Annotated in this window: 16 protein-coding genes; 11 read left to right on the forward strand and 5 right to left on the reverse strand. The window is 60.2% G+C overall.

Annotated features, from left to right (window positions below; translation table 11 throughout):
• Positions 1-32: 32 nt before the first annotated feature.
• Entirely contained in the window at positions 33-1247 is a 1215-nt protein-coding gene (serB, locus tag OQ460_RS02490) for a phosphoserine phosphatase SerB (protein ID WP_410020345.1), read from the forward strand.
• Positions 1248-1386: 139 nt separating this feature from the next.
• Here serB and asd read toward each other — a convergent pair whose 3' ends face one another.
• Genes asd through OQ460_RS02505 form a run of 3 tightly spaced genes read right to left on the reverse strand, consistent with a single transcriptional unit; the run spans position 1387 to position 4671 of the window.
• Positions 1387-2247, reverse strand: coding sequence for an archaetidylserine decarboxylase (gene asd / locus OQ460_RS02495; protein ID WP_410020346.1), 861 nt, complete (start codon positions 2245-2247; stop codon positions 1387-1389).
• 16 nt (positions 2248-2263) lie between these two features.
• Positions 2264-3079 carry a thiosulfate sulfurtransferase gene (gene rhdA / locus OQ460_RS02500; protein ID WP_410020347.1) on the reverse strand — a complete coding sequence of 272 codons (816 nt, stop codon included), beginning with the start codon at positions 3077-3079 and terminating at the stop codon, positions 2264-2266.
• Between the two features lie 56 nt (positions 3080-3135).
• Positions 3136-4671, reverse strand: a complete 1536-nt coding sequence (locus OQ460_RS02505; RefSeq protein ID WP_410020348.1) for an HDOD domain-containing protein — start codon at positions 4669-4671, stop codon at positions 3136-3138.
• Between the two features lie 166 nt (positions 4672-4837).
• Here OQ460_RS02505 and motA point away from each other — a divergent pair, with 166 nt between their 5' ends.
• Both motA and motB read left to right on the forward strand, forming a co-directional pair.
• On the forward strand, positions 4838-5689 hold the full coding sequence (gene motA, locus OQ460_RS02510; RefSeq protein WP_410020349.1) for a flagellar motor stator protein MotA: 852 nt from the start codon (positions 4838-4840) through the stop codon (positions 5687-5689).
• Between the two features lie 3 nt (positions 5690-5692).
• Positions 5693-6715: a flagellar motor protein MotB gene (gene motB / locus OQ460_RS02515; RefSeq protein WP_410020350.1), complete on the forward strand. Its 1023-nt coding sequence runs from the start codon at positions 5693-5695 to the stop codon at positions 6713-6715.
• Between the two features lie 100 nt (positions 6716-6815).
• Here the strand turns inward: motB and rsgA are convergent, their stop codons facing one another.
• Positions 6816-7847: a small ribosomal subunit biogenesis GTPase RsgA gene (rsgA, locus tag OQ460_RS02520; protein ID WP_410020351.1), complete on the reverse strand. Its 1032-nt coding sequence runs from the start codon at positions 7845-7847 to the stop codon at positions 6816-6818.
• 106 nt (positions 7848-7953) lie between these two features.
• On the opposite strand from rsgA, the gene orn reads away from it, so the two are divergent.
• Positions 7954-8496 (forward strand): oligoribonuclease, encoded by a 543-nt coding sequence (orn, locus tag OQ460_RS02525; protein WP_071491683.1) that lies wholly within the window; start codon positions 7954-7956, stop codon positions 8494-8496.
• Positions 8497-8679: 183 nt separating this feature from the next.
• Positions 8680-9294, forward strand: coding sequence for a trimeric intracellular cation channel family protein (locus OQ460_RS02530; RefSeq protein WP_410021909.1), 615 nt, complete (start codon positions 8680-8682; stop codon positions 9292-9294).
• Here OQ460_RS02530 and queG read toward each other — a convergent pair.
• On the reverse strand, positions 9276-10355 hold the full coding sequence (queG, locus tag OQ460_RS02535) for a tRNA epoxyqueuosine(34) reductase QueG (protein ID WP_410020352.1): 1080 nt from the start codon (positions 10353-10355) through the stop codon (positions 9276-9278). The genes OQ460_RS02530 and queG overlap by 19 nt on opposite strands.
• Before the next feature lie 63 nt (positions 10356-10418).
• Between queG and OQ460_RS02540 the strand changes: the two genes are divergently transcribed.
• The 6 genes from OQ460_RS02540 to hfq all read left to right on the forward strand — a co-directional run bounded on the left by OQ460_RS02540 (position 10419) and on the right by hfq (position 16415).
• Entirely contained in the window at positions 10419-11279 is an 861-nt protein-coding gene (locus OQ460_RS02540) for an NAD(P)H-hydrate dehydratase (RefSeq protein ID WP_410020353.1), read from the forward strand.
• Positions 11267-11734: a tRNA (adenosine(37)-N6)-threonylcarbamoyltransferase complex ATPase subunit type 1 TsaE gene (gene tsaE, locus OQ460_RS02545; RefSeq protein ID WP_410020354.1), complete on the forward strand. Its 468-nt coding sequence runs from the start codon at positions 11267-11269 to the stop codon at positions 11732-11734. The genes OQ460_RS02540 and tsaE overlap by 13 nt, the downstream gene beginning before the upstream one ends.
• A gap of 18 nt (positions 11735-11752) precedes the next feature.
• The gene (locus OQ460_RS02550) at positions 11753-13174 is read left to right on the forward strand and encodes an N-acetylmuramoyl-L-alanine amidase (RefSeq protein ID WP_410020355.1); all 1422 of its coding nucleotides are present in this window, start codon (positions 11753-11755) and stop codon (positions 13172-13174) included.
• Between the two features lie 14 nt (positions 13175-13188).
• On the forward strand, positions 13189-15087 hold the full coding sequence (gene mutL, locus OQ460_RS02555) for a DNA mismatch repair endonuclease MutL (RefSeq protein ID WP_410021910.1): 1899 nt from the start codon (positions 13189-13191) through the stop codon (positions 15085-15087).
• Positions 15087-16058, forward strand: coding sequence for a tRNA (adenosine(37)-N6)-dimethylallyltransferase MiaA (gene miaA / locus OQ460_RS02560; RefSeq protein ID WP_410020356.1), 972 nt, complete (start codon positions 15087-15089; stop codon positions 16056-16058). The genes mutL and miaA overlap by 1 nt, the downstream gene beginning before the upstream one ends.
• A gap of 96 nt (positions 16059-16154) precedes the next feature.
• Positions 16155-16415, forward strand: a complete 261-nt coding sequence (hfq, locus tag OQ460_RS02565) for an RNA chaperone Hfq (RefSeq protein ID WP_040063849.1) — start codon at positions 16155-16157, stop codon at positions 16413-16415.
• Positions 16416-16418: the final 3 nt, after the last annotated feature.

Here is a 16418-nt window from a genome sequence, read left to right on the forward strand (position 1 = left end):
AATGCGGTTTTTTTCCAGCTCGGGGGTGCGCTTTGCGCGAAATTGTCCTGATTAACATCACAGGTGAGGACCGGCCGGGTCTCACCGCAGCCATTACCGGTGTTCTGGCCCAGGGTGGTGTAAACATTCTCGACATCGGCCAGGCCGTGATTCACGACACCTTGTCGTTCGGCATCCTGGTCGAGATTCCGGGCACCGAGCAGGCCTCGTCCGTACTCAAGGACATCCTGTTTACGGCGTATAAGCTGGATCAGCAGGTTCGTTTCACCCCGGTCTCCGAAGAGGATTACCAGCATTGGGTCGGCGGCCAGGGCAAAAAACGTCACATCGTGACGCTGCTGACGCGCAAGGTGACGGCCGAACAATTGCAGCGTGTCAGTTCGATCACTGCGCAATACGGACTGAATATCGACCATATCGACCGTCTGTCGGGTCGTATGCCATTGGACACGCCCGCCGACCAGGGCAAGGGTTGTATCGAGTTCTCCGTGCGCGGTGAGCCAGCCGATCCCCAGGCCTTGCGCGCTGAGTTTCTCAGTGTCGCTCAAGAGCTGAATGTCGATATCGCCTTCCAGGAAGATTCGCTGTTTCGCCGTAACCGCCGCCTGGCGGTGTTTGATATGGACTCGACGCTGATCGAGGCCGAGGTCATCGACGAACTGGCCAAGGCCGCGGGGGTTGGCGAGCAGGTTTCGGCGATCACCGAGCGGGCAATGGCCGGCGAGTTGGATTTTCGCGCCAGCTTCAAGGAGCGCCTGGCGCTGCTCAAGGGCCTGGATGTCAGCGTGCTGGACTCCATCGGCGCCTCGTTGCGCCTGACCGAAGGCGCAGAGACTTTGTTTGCCGAACTCAAGCGGCTGGGCTACAAAACTGCGATTTTGTCGGGCGGTTTTACCTACTTTGCCAAGCAGCTACAGGCCAGGCTGGGCATTGACTACGTATTTGCCAACGAGCTGGAAGTGCTGGACGGCAAGGTAACAGGCGTGGCGGTCGAGCCGATTGTCGACGCCCAGCGTAAAGCCGATTTGCTGCGCGAGCTGGCACATAAGGAAGGGTTGCGTCTGGAGCAGACCATTGCGGTCGGTGACGGCGCCAACGATCTGCCGATGCTGGCGATTGCCGGCTTGGGCGTGGCATTCCGTGCCAAGCCACTGGTCAAGCAATCGGCCAAACAGGCGATTTCGACCCTGGGGCTCGATGGAGTGCTGTATCTGCTGGGCCTGCGCGACCGCGACGGTCAGCTATAAACCCCCGACCCGACGGTAGGAATGGGATCAAAAATGTGGGAGCTGGCTTGCCTGTGATAGCGATGTTGAATTCACCACCGCTATCGCAGGCAAGCCAGCTCCCACATTGATTGGGTTCCAGCTTCAAATCTGCTGGGAGTCAGGCTTTTGGCAGTGCGATGCCTTGGCCCATCTGTACTGGCGAGCCCGCCACCAGCTCTTCAGCCCACTTCACTTGATCCGGCCCAAATAGCACGATGGCGGTCGAACCCAACTTGAAGCGCCCCAGTTCCGCACCTTTTTCCAGGTGAATCGGCGCACGGGCGGCTTCGTCGTAACGGAAGGTTTTCAGTTCGCGCTTGGGCGGTGTCACAAGTCCGGCCCACACGGTTTCAATCGACGCGACAATCATCGCGCCGACCAGCACCACGGCCATTGGCCCGCGTTCGGTGTCGAACAGGCAGACAACCCGCTCGTTACGGGCAAACAGTTCCGGGACGTTTTCCGCCGTGGTCTGGTTGACCGAGAAAATTCGTCCCGGCACGTAGACCATTTCCCGCAAGGTGCCGGCCAGCGGCATGTGAACCCGATGATAGTCCTTCGGCGACAGGTAAATAGTCGCAAAGTCGCCGCCCATGAACGGTGCGGCAACGGCTGCATCGCCGCCGAGCAGCTCCAGCACGCTGTAACTGTGGCCCTTGGCCTGGAACACGCGGCCATGCTCGATCGGGCCGAGTTGGCTGACGGCACCGTCGGCCGGGCTCAGCACTGCACCTGGGGTTGGGTCCAGCGGGCGGGCGCCGTCTTTCAGGGCGCGAGTGAAGAAGGCGTTGAAGTGCTCGTAGGCGGTCACGTCTTCCACCAAGGCCTGGGTCATGTCCACTTGGTAGCGCTTGGCGAACCACGTAGTGAAGGCATTCTTGAACCAGCGCACACGGCACTCGGCAATGCAGCCAGCCAGGCGCGACAGCAAATGGTGTGGCAGCAAGTACTGGCTGAGGATAAACAACTGCTTTTTCATTAAGTGTCCTTAAACCTTAAGTCTCGACGGGGGTGTCGGGGTGGTTGCCCCATTCGCCCCAGGAACCGGCATAGCCTTTGACTCGCGGATAACCGAGCGCCTTGGCCACCAGGTAGGTAAAGCCAGAACGGTGGTGAGTCTGGCAGTGGGTGATGATCTCTTTGTCTTTGGTCAGCCCCAGGTCTTCGAGGATCTGTGGCATGTCGCGGCGGATGCGCAGGTTGCGTGCCTTGTCCATGCCGGCGGTCCATTCGAAGTTCACGGCGCCGGGAATGTGCCCGCCTTTGGCGGTGAGGACTTTCTCCCCGGAATATTCCAGCGGTCCACGTGCATCCCAAATCCCCAGGTCAGTCGCGCCGAGGCGGCTTTGCAGGTATTCGCGGGTGGCGGTGGGCTCGTCGTGCAGGGTCAGGCTGACCGGGCCACCGACGTTGGCCGGCACGTTGGTCGACAGCGGATGTTGTTCATCCAGCCACGCCAGCAGGCCTCCGTCGAGGTAGTGATATTTCTGGTGGCCGATCACGTCGAGCATCCAGATAAAACGGCCAGCCCAGCCACCGCCTTCGTCGTCATATACCACGTAGGTGGCATCCGGCGTGTGGCCCAGCTCGCCGAACAGTTTCTCGAGGTCGGCCTTGGCCGGCAACAGGCCTGGAGCCGGTGGCTGACCCAGTTGGGTGCGCTTGGGATCGACAAAGTGTGCGCCCGGGATATGCCCTTCGGCATAACGGGCGGCGCTGGTCAGGTCCACCAGGATCAACTGTTCGGCATCAAGACGACCGAGCAGGTCGCTGGGCTCGATTACCAGCGGCAAGCCAGAGAAGTCAGGCATGTGAGGTCTCCTGGGCACAAAATGGGTGATAAAGGAGGGCGATTGTAGCGCAAGCATCAAGCCGTGCGGTTGGTAAAGCTGTGCAGGGCTTTCTCGGTACATTGGGCGGTTTTGCCGAAGGCTTGTACGCTGGTTTCCGAGAACGGCCCGCCGCCCTGGTCGGCAATCATCAGCATGACCACGCGACCATTGCAGCTCAGCGAGCGCAGCAACAGATGCTCACCGGCGAACAGGCGGCGCAGCGAGGCCGGCAACAGCGCGGCGAATTGGGCGTGATTATCGGGTGTCAGGCGCACTTGGGCGGACTTCTCCAGCAGGCGTTGCAACAGCGTGCTGTCTGCTACCTCCAGGCTCAGGTGGGCGGCTTCCTTCGGCAGGCCGTCAACCTGATGTACTCGCAAGGTGCTCAGGCTTCGGTCAGCCATCAACAACATGACCCGCCGCATGCCACTGGCGGCCAGGGCTTCCTTGACGCAGGTGGTCAAATGCATGGCGTTGGCAAAGCGACTGGGCTCGGTCAGCAGTTCGCTGCAGCGTTTGCGCCATACCGCCAGGGCTTCAGCGGTTGGCGGCGGGGCCGGCAGCAGGCCGCGATGGGCCTGTTGTCCATGCCATGGCCAGATCAGCGCCAGCGCCGGATGCCATAGATCGGCGTTCAAGGTATGGCGGGCACTGATCGCTGCCTGTTGGTGAACCTGCTGCTGGACCTCGCCCAGGGGCTGTTGCAAGTACAGTGCAGTCAGGTATTGCCAGCGCAGGGTATGCGGGCATGTCCAGGATTCCTGCGCCGCCAGCGCCATGCCGTTGGCCAGCAGCACGGTGTTGGCCGGCTGGTTCAGCCAGCGTCGCAGTTGCGGGTCGTCATCCAGTTTATGTTGTTGGCTCAGTGTCGCTTCTTCTCGGGCAATGCGCAGTGCCTTGACCAATAGGCGTTGTTCGCCGAGCAGCAATTGATAGCCCTGGGAAACCCAGATCGGCAGGCGCCAGGCTTCGGTCAACCCCAGGCACAGTTCCAGCAAGCGCACGCCAAATAGTTGTTGTTCGACTTTGCACGCCGATTGGCCTTTGTGGATCACCCGAAGCTCCCATTCCTCGAGCAACTTGGGGTAGACCACCGCCATGGGCCACAGCGGTGAAAGAAACAGCAGGCTACCCCAGTGTATGTCTTGCCACAGGCGCGCCAGGCGGCTGGCAAACAGGCCGCTGGCTTGCTGCGATGCATGCTGGCTGACCAACTGCAATTGGCGCAGCGCCACGGGAATTTCATTGAGCGGGACTGAGGGCAGATGGCCCAGCAGTTCTGCGGTGCGTTTCAAGCCGAGGCGGTTGAGCGCCACTTCGAGGTTTTCCGCAGGTTCCGCCAGGCTGCCATTGGCGTGGTGGTTGGCCGCGCGCATCACACAGAGCACCAGTGCCGGGCTGTCCTGCATCAGTTCTGCAATATCACGCAACGATCGACGGCTATCTCCAATGGCCTTGCTTACCGCGTCGTGGCTCGATTGCGGGACAGGCAACCGAACGTCGTCCAGGCGTTTTATCCAGCCGGCCAGGGTTGTAGGAGGTGGAGTTTGGACTGTCGTTTCGTTTGCCATGATTGGGGCGCGATCATCACTTGCGGTCAACACGCCCGGAGTGGGCCGAACTGGCTTTTCGCCTTAACGGGCTATAGTCTGGCGCAGTTTTGCCGATAAGTAGAAGAAGAGTTTTCAGATCTTCCGAATATGTCCATGAACCCGACGGCGCAAGTACTCATCCCCTATGGCTAAAATTATCGGCATCATCGTCGTCATCGCAAGCGTGCTCGGCGGGTACGTTCTGTCGCACGGTAAAATTGCCGCGCTGATCCAACCTTTCGAAGTGCTGATCATTGGCGGTGCGGCATTCGGTGCATTCCTCCAGGCCAACCCTGGCTACATGACCATGCACGTGGTCAAGAAGTCGCTGGGTATGTTCGGCTCGCGCTTTTCCCACACCTTCTACCTGGAAGTGCTGGGCCTGATCTATGAGATTCTCAACAAGAGCCGCCGTGAAGGCATGATGGCGATTGAAGGTGATATCGAGGACGCTGCGGCGAGCCCGATTTTCGCCAAGTACCCGGCCGTGCTCAAGGACGAGCGCATGACGGCCTACGTCTGTGACTACCTGCGCATCATGTCCTCCGGCAACATGGCGCCCCATGAGCTGGAAGGGTTGTTCGACATGGAGCTGTTCAGCTTGAAGGAAGAGCTTGAGCATCCGTCCCATGCTGTAAACGGTATCGCAGACGGCATGCCCGGGTTTGGTATTGTCGCCGCGGTCCTGGGGATCGTGGTGACCATGGCCTCCCTGGGCGAGGGTGATCAGGCTGCCATCGGCATGCACGTTGGCGCAGCACTGGTGGGGACCTTCTTCGGTATTCTTGCCGCCTACGGCTTTTTTGGTCCGCTGGCGACCTGCCTGGCTCATGACGCCAAGGAAGAGTTGAATATCTACGAAGCGATCAAGGCTTCCCTGGTGGCTTCGGCGTCCGGCATGCCGCCGTCCCTGGCCGTGGAGTTCGGACGCAAAGTTCTGTATCCGCGACACCGGCCGAGTTTTTCCGAGCTGGAACAAGCGGTTCGCGGTCGCTGAGTCATGGAAAACAACCAGCCGATCATCATCAAGCGCGTCAAGCGCTTCGCTGCCGGGCACCACGGCGGCGCCTGGAAAATTGCCTTTGCCGACTTTGCGACGGCGATGATGGCGTTCTTCCTGGTGCTGTGGCTGATGTCCACGGCGACGCCGGAGCAAAAGATCGCCATTGCCGGTTACTTCAAGGATCCTATCGGGTTTTCCGAAAGTGGTACGCCCTTTGTGATTGACTTGGGTGGCTCACCGGAACTGGCGCCCGAGCGCACTATCAATCCCGAGATCAATACCGAGTCACCTCAGCAAAATATTCCCATCGAGCGCGAAACCGTCGAAAGCCTGGCCGAGCAGGTCGAGCACGAGCGATTGGAGTTGCTGCTGCAGGAGTTGCAGAGCAAGGTCGACGAGAACCCACAACTGCAGAACTTCAAGGATCAGATCCGGTTTCAGATTACGCCTGATGGCTTGCGCATTCAGATCATGGATGCCGCCAACCGGCCGATGTTCGACTCCGGCAGTGCGCGGTTGAAACCGTACTTCGAGGATATCCTGCTGGCCATGGCCGACACCATCAAGGCGGTGCCGAACAAGATCAGTGTCAGTGGCCATACCGATGCCAAGCCGTATTCGGGGTTGGGTGATTTCGGTAACTGGGAGTTGTCCGCCAACCGCGCCAACGCCGCCCGCCGTGTATTGGTGGCCGGCAGCTACCCGCAGGAGCAAGTGGCGCGGGTCGTGGGCTTTGCCTCTTCGCAGTTGTTCGACACTCAAGACCCATTCAACCCGGTCAACCGGCGTATCGATATCGTCGTGCTGACCAAAAAAGCTCAACGCGCGATTGAGGGCGAGCCGGGTGCGGTGCAGCCGGTACCGACTCAAGGTGATGGTGCGCCGGGCGAAGTCCCAGTGGATCCAGATGCCCTGCCGCCGGAGCAAGAACCGTTACCGGCCCATGAGCTGCGCCAGAAGCTCAATCTGTTCGATGACGGAGGGTTGAAGGCTCCCGGAGAAGCCCCGGCCGGTAGCTGACGCATCTTGTGTGGGAGCGGGCTTGCTCGCGATACAGACAACTCGGTGCAACTGATGCACCGAGGTGATGCTATCGCGAGCAAGCCCGCTCCCACACAGTTTAATAGCTGCTTTCCGGCAGGCTGGCGATGATCGAGCGGTAGCTGTTCATGCGTTGCTGCTGCACGCGGCCGTCTTCCAGGGCCATGAGCAAGGCGCAGCCCGGCTCGCGGTCATGTTTGCAATCGCGAAAGCGGCAGGTGCCGATCAAGTCATTGAACTCGATGAAGCCCGCTTCGACATCACTGCGGCTGACGTGGCCCAGGCCAAACTCACGGATGCCCGGAGAGTCGATCAGTTCGCCGCCGCCAGGGAAGTGAAACAACCGTGCTGTGGTGGTGGTGTGCGTGCCCTGGCCGGACAGCTCCGACAGCGGACCCACGCGGGTCTCGACTTCCGGCAGCAGGCTGTTGACCAGCGATGACTTACCCACACCCGACTGGCCGACGAACACACTGATGTGCCCGTCCAGTTGTTGCTGGAGCAGTTCCATGCCGTTGCCGTGATGGGCCGACACCTCCAGCACCGGATAGCCAAGTTGCCGATAAACCGCCAGCAATGCATTGAGCGCCGGAGCGTTCTGCTCATCGATCAGGTCGAATTTGTTCAGCAACAACAGCGGACGAATGCCTGCGTGTTCGGCAGCTACCAGATAGCGGTCGATCAGGTTGGCGTGAGGCTCGGGCAAGGGGGCGAAGACGATGACGATCATGTCGACGTTGGCCGCTACCGGCTTGAGCTGGCCGCGGCTGTCCGGACGACGCAGTTCGGTGTTGCGCGGCAATTGCGCAACGATGACGCCGATGCCCTGGTTTCCGGCACGCCAGACCACCTGGTCGCCGGTGACCAACGCCGGCAGGTTGGCGCGCAAGTGGCAGCGAAAAACCTGCCCAGCCAGTTCGCCTTCGAGGGCTTCAACCTCGACCTGCACGCCAAAGTGCGCGATCACCAGGCCTGTTTGCTCGGGGCCCAGGTCGCCGCCTTCCAGCGCCTCCACGGCGGAGGACTCGCGTTTGGCGGCGCGGGCGGCGCGCTCGCCTTGAATCTTTTCGATGCGCCAGTTTTGGCGGCGGTTGAGCTGGCGTTTGGCCATTGGTGTTCCGTGTCGATAATGCAAAGGATAGATGAAACGGTCGCGAGTCTAGCACGCCGTGCCTGCTAAACTGCGCAGCTACGCCAAGGTGCCAAGGAACCACGACATGCAAAACCCACAGAACCTGATTTGGATCGATCTGGAGATGACCGGTCTGAACCCTGACACCGACGTCATCATCGAGATGGCGACCATCGTCACCGACAGCAATCTCAACACCTTGGCCGAAGGTCCGGTGATTGCCATCCACCATAGCGACGCAGTGCTCGCCACCATGGACGAGTGGAATACCCGCACCCATGGCAACTCGGGCCTGACCCAGCGCGTGCGCGACAGTCGCATCAGCATGGCTGAGGCCGAGGCTGAAACGATCGCCTTCCTGGAAAAGTGGGTGCCCAGGGGCAAGTCGCCGATCTGCGGCAACAGCATTTGCCAAGACCGTCGCTTCCTTTATACGCACATGAAGGCGCTGGAAAGTTACTTCCACTATCGCAACCTGGATGTATCGACCCTCAAGGAGCTGGCCGCGCGCTGGGCGCCGGAAGTCAAAGACAGCTTCCACAAGGGCAGCACTCACCTGGCCCTGGACGATATCCGCGAATCGATCGCCGAGCTGCAGCATTACCGCAAGCATTTCATCAAGGCCTGATTTTACGGTGCTTGCACTGACTCCATCGCGGGCAAGCCCGCACACATTCGACCGAGTTGTCATTACTGGCTCGGTTCACATGTGGGCTTGCCGGCGATTGAAGGCGACTCGGCCTTTCGCCAGCGCCCCCTTTTGGTGCCATCAGCAAATGATTAGACTGCGCGCCTCATTGCAAGGATCGCCATCATGCTGCTGATGCTCTACCTCATTGCCATCACCGCCGAAGCCATGACCGGAGCGTTGTCCGCCGGTCGCCGGGGGATGGACTGGTTTGGCGTGGTGTTGATCGCCTGCGTGACGGCCCTTGGTGGTGGTTCGGTGCGCGATGTGCTGCTTGGCCATTACCCGCTGACCTGGGTCAAACACCCGGAATACCTGGTGTTGACGTCGGTTGCTGCGCTGGTGACGATCTTTATCGCGCCGCTGATGCGTCATCTGCGCTCGCTGTTTCTTGCATTGGACGCCGTGGGGTTGGTGGCTTTCACCCTGATCGGCTGCATGACGGCCCTGGAGATGGGGCATGGCATGCTGGTGGCCTCGGTCAGCGGGGTGATCACCGGGGTGTTCGGCGGTATCTTGCGGGACATTTTCTGCAACGACATTCCGCTGATCTTTCGCCGCGAACTTTACGCCAGCGTGTCGTTCCTGGCCGCCTGGTTCTACATGCTGTGCATTTATCTGCAACTACCCGGCGAGCAGGCGATCCTGCTCACGCTGTTCAGCGGTTTTCTGCTGCGATTGCTGGCTATCCGCTTTCACTGGGAAATGCCCAAGTTTGTCTACAACGACGAACATTGACGCTCGGCGTGCTGTTTCAACGCCCATTCCACGTGCTCGCGAACCAGCTCGGAAGGGTAGTCCCGACGCGCTTTCAGGGCTTCTAGTACCGGGATGCTTGAAGGCGCGTTGCCCAGGCCGACTGCCAGGTTGCGCAGCCAGCGTTCATAGCCGGCGCGGCGCAGCGGTGAACCTTCGGTGCTGCTGAGGAATTTTTCTTCATCCCACATAAACAGCTCGGCCAGCCCGGCGTTATCGAGGTTGTGTCGCGGCTTGAAATCACTTTCGCCCGAAGGCCGGGCGAAACGATTCCACGGGCAAACGATCTGACAGTCATCGCAGCCAAAGACACGGTTGCCGATCAACGGACGAAGGTCCTCGGGAATAGCACTTTTCAGTTCGATGGTCAGGTAGGAAATACAGCGCCTGGCGTCCAGTACGTAAGGGCCGACGAAGGCGTTGGTCGGGCAGATATCCAGACAAGCGGTGCAGCGCCCGCAGTGTTCGGTAACGTGGGGTGGGTCGACAGGCAGAGGCAGATCGACAAATAGCTCGCTGAGGAAAAAATAGCTGCCGGCCTTGCGGTTGAGCACCAGGGTGTTTTTGCCGATCCAGCCAAGACCGGCCTGCTCGGCAATGGCTTTTTCCAGGACTGGGGCGCTGTCGACAAAGGCGCGAAAGCCGAACGGGCCGATTTGTGCCTGAATGCGGTCGGCCAGTTGTTGTACGCGTTTGCGGATCAGCTTGTGGTAATCGCGGCCCAATGCGTAACGGGATATGTAGGCTTTTTCGGGTTGGGCCAGCAGTTGCGCCATGTGAGTGTCGCCGGGCAGGTAATCCATGCGCAGGGACACCACACGCACGGTGCCAGGTACCAGTTCTTCGGGATGGGAACGTTTGCTGCCATGGGCACCCATGTAGTCCATCTCGCCGTGGTACCCGGCGTCGAGCCAGCGTTGCAGATGCTGTTGATGCTCGGCCAGGTCCAGGCCGCTGATGCCGACTTGTTGAAAGCCCAGCTCGCGGCCCCAGTCTTTGATCGATTGGGCGAGGGCGGGCAGATCGGTGGTGATAGCAGGCATGAGACAAGAGAAACCGCAGGTTAGATGCGTATAATTCTGCCAGACATCGGAGCTTGAGGGCGTATGGCGCAGACAAAACACGAAATAACCGACGTTCAGCAGTTGTTGCCCGGCCAATTGCCGCAACTGGCTGCCCGTTCCCCCGAGGCCCACAAAGGCCAGTTTGGCCATGTGCTGGTGATCGGCGGCGACCATGGTTTGGGCGGCGCGGCGTTACTCAGTGCTGAAAGTGCGCTGCGCAGCGGGGCGGGCATGGTGTCGGTCGCCACCCGCAGTGAGCATGTCCCGGCCGCTTTGGCACGTTTGCCGGAGGTGATGGCGCGGGGTATATATTCGGGTAATCAACTGATGGCTTTGCTGGAAAAAGCCTCGGTGATCGTCATTGGCCCGGGACTTGGTGCCGGGTCCTGGGGTAAAAGCCTGCTCTCGGTTGCCGCCAATGCCCAGCAGTCGCAAGTCTGGGATGCCGATGCCCTGAATCTGCTGGCGGCACGCGATGTGAGCTTGCCGGCCAACTGTGTGATCACGCCGCACCCCGGTGAAGCGGCGCGCCTGATGGGCATCTCGACAGCCGAGGTTCAGGCTGACCGTCTTAAAGTAGCGCGCGCGTTGAGCCAGAAATTCAATGCGGTAACGATCCTCAAGGGCGCTGGTAGCTTGATTGCCAGCCCGGATGGTCGAGTATCTTGCTGTAACCAGGGGCATCCGGCGATGGCGACGGCCGGCCTGGGTGATGTGTTGGCGGGCCTGGTGGGAGCTATGCTGGCCCAGGGACTGACTGCATTCGAGGCGAGCTGCCTGGCGGTGTGGTTGCACGCGACGGCAGGTGATCGCCAGGGTACATTTGGTCGCGGCCTGGCGGCCAGTGATCTGATTCCCACCATTCGTCAATTGCTCGAGGAGCAGTCTGCGTGTCTGAAGTAACAGTGTTTCTGCCTGATGAAGAGGCCATGGTCGCATTCGGTCATCGTGTCGCCCAGGTCACGGCCGGGGCAGGCTTGATCTTTCTTGAAGGCAATCTGGGGGCGGGCAAGACCACGTTGTCCCGAGGGATTATTCGTGGCCTGGGTCACGTGGGCGCGGTAAAAAGCCCTACGTTTACCTTGGTCGAGCCCTACGAAATTGGTGAGGTACGCGCCTTCCACTTTGACCTTTACCGTCTGGTGGATCCCGAGGAACTGGAGTACATGGGCATCCGTGATTATTTCGATGAGGACGCCCTGTGCCTGATCGAATGGCCAGATAAAGGCACAGGCTTTTTGCCAAAGCCTGACCTGACCATTACCATTACCCCGGATAACAATGGACGTCAGTTGAAATTGTTGCCCCAGAGCGCGCGCGGCGAGTCGTGGTGCAGTGCTTTGGTTTTGGAATTCTAATAATTGGTGGGGTTAGGTATGCGCTTTCGCGCGTTGGTTGCTGTCGTAGGGGTGTTGCTTGCGGCAATGACCGTCAATGCTCTGGCGGCTTCGCAGGTACGCAGTGTGCGTCTGTGGCGAGCGCCGGATAACACGCGACTGGTTTTCGACCTGTCCGGCCCGGTCCAGCACAGTGTCTTTACCCTGACGGCGCCTGATCGCCTGGTGATCGACATCAATGGTGCGACCCTGGCCTCGCCGCTGAAAGTGTCTACCGCCAACACGCCGATTATCGCCATGCGCTCGGCCCAGCGTACGCCGACGGATCTGCGTGTGGTGATAGACCTGAAAAAGAACGTCACGCCCAAGAGTTTCTCCCTGGCGCCGAATGCCCAGTATGGCAACCGGCTGGTCGTCGATCTGTTCGACAATCCGGCCGACGCCGCACCAGCGCCTGCACCGACGCCGAGCGTCGCCACCGTGCCAGCGGTGCCGGTCAACCCGTCACAGCCCCAGGTCAAACTGCCGCCACCACCTCCGGCACCAGCCGGCAAGCGCAACATTATCGTGGTGATCGATGCCGGTCACGGCGGTGAAGACCCGGGTGCCTCGGGTTCCCGTGGCCAGCATGAGAAAGACGTGGTGCTGGCCATTGCTCGTGAATTGCAGCGCCAGATCAACGCGACGAAGGGCTTTCGTGCCGAATTGACGCGTACTGGCGACTACTTCATCCCGTTGCGCGGGCGTACCGAAATCGCGCGCAAGAAGGGGGCCGACCTGTTCGTCTCGATTCACGCCGACGCCGCGCCCTCAAAGGCGGCCTTCGGTGCCTCGGTGTTTGCCTTGTCTGACCGCGGCGCTACGTCCGAAACGGCACGCTGGCTGGCGGACAGTGAAAACCGTTCCGACTTGATCGGCGGCGCCGGCAACGTATCGCTCGATGACAAGGATCGCATGCTCGCCGGCGTGTTGCTCGATCTGTCGATGACCGCTTCGCTGACGTCCAGCCTGAATGTCGGCCAGAAGGTTCTCAGCAACATTGGCCGGGTCACGCCGCTGCACAAGAGGCGGGTGGAGCAAGCCGGGTTCATGGTGCTCAAGTCGCCGGACATCCCGTCTATCCTGGTGGAAACCGGATTTATCTCCAATGCCAACGAAGCCTCGAAGCTCGCGACCCGCAGCCATCAGCAGGCCCTGGCGCGATCCATCAGCGCAGGCGTGAGCCAGTTCTTCCAGCAAAATCCTCCGCCCGGCACCTATATCGCCTGGCTACGAGACTCCGGGAAAATCGCCCAGGGACCTCGTGACCACAGGGTTCAGCCAGGCGACACCCTGGCAATGCTGGCCGTGCGCTTCCAGGTTTCTGCCGCGAGCTTGCGCAGTGCCAACGACCTGAAGAGCGACGAACTGAAAGTCGGCCAGGTATTGACCATCCCCAGCACTGAACTGGCGGCGCAGTAATGAGTGAGTCAGTGTTGAGCAACACTTCGCGGATCGAACTGCTCAGCCCGCGCCTGGCCAACCAGATTGCCGCAGGCGAGGTAGTGGAACGGCCGGCTTCGGTGATCAAGGAATTGTTGGAAAACAGCCTTGATTCCGGCGCCAAGCGCATCGACGTCGATGTCGAGCAAGGTGGTGTCAAGTTGTTGCGGGTGCGTGACGACGGTAGCGGCATTTCCTCCGATGACCTGCCGCTGGCCCTGGCCCGTCACGCCACTAGCAAGATTCGCGATCTGGAAGACCTTGAACGGGTGATGAGTCTGGGTTTTCGCGGTGAAGCCCTGGCTTCCATCAGCTCCGTGGCGCGTCTGACCCTGACCTCTCGCACCCAAGGCGCGGAACAGGCCTGGCAAGTGGAAACCGAAGGCCGCGACATGGCTCCGCGGGTGCAGCCAGCCGCGCACCCGGTGGGCACCTCGGTCGAAGTGCGCGATCTGTTTTTCAATACCCCGGCGCGGCGCAAGTTCCTCAAGGCCGAGAAAACCGAATTCGATCACCTGCAGGAAGTCATCAAGCGCCTGGCCTTGGCTCGTTTCGATGTGGCCTTCCATTTGCGCCACAACGGCAAGACCATCCTCGGCCTGCACGAAGCCAATGACGATGCAGCCCGTGCCCGGCGTGTCGCGGCGGTCTGTGGCGCGGGGTTCCTCGAACAGGCGCTGCCCATCGAGGTCGAGCGCAATGGCTTGCACCTTTGGGGTTGGGTCGGTTTGCCAACGTTTTCCCGCAGTCAGGCGGACTTGCAGTATTTCTACGTCAATGGCCGAGCGGTGCGCGACAAGCTGGTAGCCCATGCGGTGCGCCAGGCGTATCGAGACGTGCTGTTCAACGGCCGGCACCCAACCTTTGTGCTGTTCTTTGAAGTCGACCCATCGGTGGTGGACGTTAATGTCCACCCGACCAAGCACGAAGTGCGCTTTCGCGACGGGCGCATGGTTCACGATTTTCTGTATGGCACCCTGCACCGTGCTCTGGGCGACGTGAGGCCGGACGATCAACTGTCGGCGCCGATTGCCACCGCTATTGTCCGCCCGTCAGGGCCGGAGGCCGGCGAGTTCGGCCCTCAAGGTGAGATGAGCCTGGCAGCCAACTTGTTGCAATCGCCCCAGGCTCAGCCGAGCTATCCTGCGCCGGGTTCGGGTGCTGGCGCAGGTTATCAGTATCAATACACCCCGCGCCCGCAGTCGGCTGTGCCCGTGGCTGAAGCCCAGGCGGCTTATCGGGAGTTTTTTGCTCCCTTGCCGGGCGCAGGGTCCAGCGGCGCCGCCTTGCCGGAAGGCCAGGGCGATGTCCCGCCGCTGGGCTATGCGCTGGCGCAACTCAAGGGCATTTATATCCTCGCGGAGAACGCCCAAGGCCTGGTGCTGGTGGATATGCACGCAGCTCATGAGCGGATCATGTATGAGCGTCTGAAGATTGCCATGGCCAGCGAAGGCTTGAGCGGCCAGCCGCTGCTGGTGCCTGAATCCTTGGCTGTCAGCCAGCGTGAAGCTGATTGCGCCGAAGAGCACCACGCCGTGTTCCAGAAACTGGGTTTCGAACTTCAACGCCTTGGCCCGGAAACCCTGGCTATCCGGCAGATCCCAGCCTTGCTTAAACAGGCTGAAGCAAACCGACTGGTGGCCGATGTGTTGGCCGACCTGATGGAGTACGGCACCAGTGACCGGATCCAGGCGCATATCAACGAGCTGCTCGGCACCATGGCCTGTCACGGCGCGATACGCGCCAACCGGCGCCTGGCCCTGCCGGAAATGAACGGCTTGCTGCGCGACATGGAAAATACCGAGCGTAGTGGCCAATGCAACCATGGCCGGCCGACCTGGACCCAGATGGGCCTGGATGACCTGGACAAACTGTTCTTGCGCGGTCGTTGATGAGTGTCCTGCCCCCCGCCATTTTCCTGATGGGCCCGACCGCCGCCGGCAAGACCGACCTGGCCATCGAGCTGACCAAGGTCCTGCCTTGCGAGTTGATCAGCGTTGACTCTGCACTGGTTTACCGGGACATGGACATCGGTACCGCCAAGCCTTCGAAGGAACTGCTGGCGGCGCACCCACATCGTTTGATCGATATCATTGATCCTTCGCAGAGCTATTCGGCGGCGGACTTTCGCACCGATGCCCTTGCCGCCATGGCCGAAATCACTGCGCGGGGCAATATCCCGCTGTTAGTGGGAGGCACGATGCTCTACTACAAGGCCTTGCAGGAAGGCCTGGCAGATATGCCGCCGGCCGATCCCCTAGTGCGTGCCGAGCTGGAAGACGAAGCGTTGCGCCTTGGTTGGCAGGCGCTGCATGACCAACTGGCTGCAGTCGATCCGGTGTCCGCCGCGCGCATTCATCCCAACGACCCCCAGCGACTGACGCGGGCCCTGGAAGTCTGGCGAGTGAGTGGGCAGACCATGACTGCACACAGACTCAAACAATCTGCGCAAAGTACTGATGCAGGCACCTCCAGTCACGGACAATTGCCCTATACTGTCGCCAATCTGGCCATCGCTCCGGCGAATCGTCAGGTTCTGCATGAGCGAATTGCACAAAGATTCACAATTATGTTGGAACAGGGGTTCGTAGACGAGGTCGTAGCACTGCGTTCAAGAGGTGACCTGCATCCCGGGTTGCCTTCGATACGTGCTGTAGGCTATCGCCAAGTCTGGGATCATCTGGATGGCAAGCTGACGTCAGCCGAAATGCAGGAGCGCGGCATCATTGCCACGCGCCAGCTGGCAAAGCGCCAGTTCACATGGCTACGCAGTTGGACTGACTTGCACTGGCTGGACAGTCTGGATTGCGACAATCTGTCACGCGCCTTGAAATACTTGGGAACGGTCTCCATATTGAGCTGAGTCCTTGCAATTGCCGTCTATCCTTGGGGGTGTGACGGCCACAAGCTATCTATTTTTCCGACTTTATTATTATTGATCCTTAAAGGAGTGCGGCACATGTCAAAAGGGCATTCGCTACAAGACCCTTACTTGAATACTTTACGTAAAGAGAAAGTTGGGGTTTCCATCTATCTGGTCAACGGTATCAAACTGCAAGGTACGATCGAGTCTTTCGACCAGTTCGTTATCCTGCTGAAAAACACCGTCAGCCAAATGGTTTACAAACACGCTATCTCGACAGTAGTGCCGGTTCGTCCAATTCGTCTGCCTAGCGCAACCGAAACCGAACAGGGCGACGCTGAGCCAGGTAACGCCTGATAG

Source organism: Pseudomonas imrae, assembly GCF_046352735.2.
Classification (GTDB): Bacteria; Pseudomonadota; Gammaproteobacteria; order Pseudomonadales; family Pseudomonadaceae; genus Aquipseudomonas; species Aquipseudomonas imrae.

Excerpts from the sequence above, each read along its gene's own strand:
- asd (WP_410020346.1), bottom strand. The coding sequence starts at position 2,247 with ATGAAAAAGCAGTTGTTTATCCTCAGCCAGTACTTGCTGCCACACCAT.
- rhdA (WP_410020347.1), bottom strand. The coding sequence starts at position 3,079 with ATGCCTGACTTCTCTGGCTTGCCGCTGGTAATCGAGCCCAGCGACCTG.
- OQ460_RS02505 (WP_410020348.1), bottom strand. The coding sequence starts at position 4,671 with ATGGCAAACGAAACGACAGTCCAAACTCCACCTCCTACAACCCTGGCC.
- motA (WP_410020349.1), top strand. The coding sequence starts at position 4,838 with ATGGCTAAAATTATCGGCATCATCGTCGTCATCGCAAGCGTGCTCGGC.
- motB (WP_410020350.1), top strand. The coding sequence starts at position 5,693 with ATGGAAAACAACCAGCCGATCATCATCAAGCGCGTCAAGCGCTTCGCT.
- rsgA (WP_410020351.1), bottom strand. The coding sequence starts at position 7,847 with ATGGCCAAACGCCAGCTCAACCGCCGCCAAAACTGGCGCATCGAAAAG.
- orn (WP_071491683.1), top strand. The coding sequence starts at position 7,954 with ATGCAAAACCCACAGAACCTGATTTGGATCGATCTGGAGATGACCGGT.
- queG (WP_410020352.1), bottom strand. The coding sequence starts at position 10,355 with ATGCCTGCTATCACCACCGATCTGCCCGCCCTCGCCCAATCGATCAAA.
- OQ460_RS02540 (WP_410020353.1), top strand. The coding sequence starts at position 10,419 with ATGGCGCAGACAAAACACGAAATAACCGACGTTCAGCAGTTGTTGCCC.
- OQ460_RS02550 (WP_410020355.1), top strand. The coding sequence starts at position 11,753 with ATGCGCTTTCGCGCGTTGGTTGCTGTCGTAGGGGTGTTGCTTGCGGCA.
- miaA (WP_410020356.1), top strand. The coding sequence starts at position 15,087 with ATGAGTGTCCTGCCCCCCGCCATTTTCCTGATGGGCCCGACCGCCGCC.
- hfq (WP_040063849.1), top strand. The coding sequence starts at position 16,155 with ATGTCAAAAGGGCATTCGCTACAAGACCCTTACTTGAATACTTTACGT.